The sequence below is a fragment of the Faecalibacterium sp. DFI.5.82 genome, assembly GCF_029076575.1.
Lineage (GTDB): Bacteria > Bacillota > Clostridia > Oscillospirales > Ruminococcaceae > Faecalibacterium > Faecalibacterium duncaniae.
This window is the reverse complement of record NZ_JARFIS010000920.1, coordinates 1-295: the sequence shown is the minus strand read 5'-3', so window position 1 is coordinate 295 and position 295 is coordinate 1. Positions and strand designations below refer to the sequence as shown.

The 295-nt window shown below is 63.7% G+C and carries 1 pseudogene; it reads left to right on the top strand.

Annotated elements, in window-relative coordinates:
- A pseudogene (locus tag P0G09_RS19495) lies at positions 1-295 on the top strand (S-layer homology domain-containing protein); the annotation flags it as partial.

The following is a 295-nucleotide window of genomic DNA, read 5'->3' as shown; positions in this document are numbered from 1 at the left end:
TACACCGACGGTTCTTTCCGGCCCGAAAACGGTGTGACGCTGGAAGAGGCCTGCACCGCCGCCCTCAAGCTGCTGGGCTATGATTTAACCACCATGAGCGGCAGCTTCCCGGCGGCACAGATCAAAAAGGCCAGCAGCCTGGGCCTGCGGGCCGGTTTGAGCGCCGTGCAGGGGCAGGGCCTGACCCTGGAGGATGCCGCTGTGCTCTTCTATAATGCCCTGACGGCCAGCACCGCTGTGAACCAGACCTATGCCGCCACGCTGGGCTTTACCGTGACGGATGGCCAGATCGACC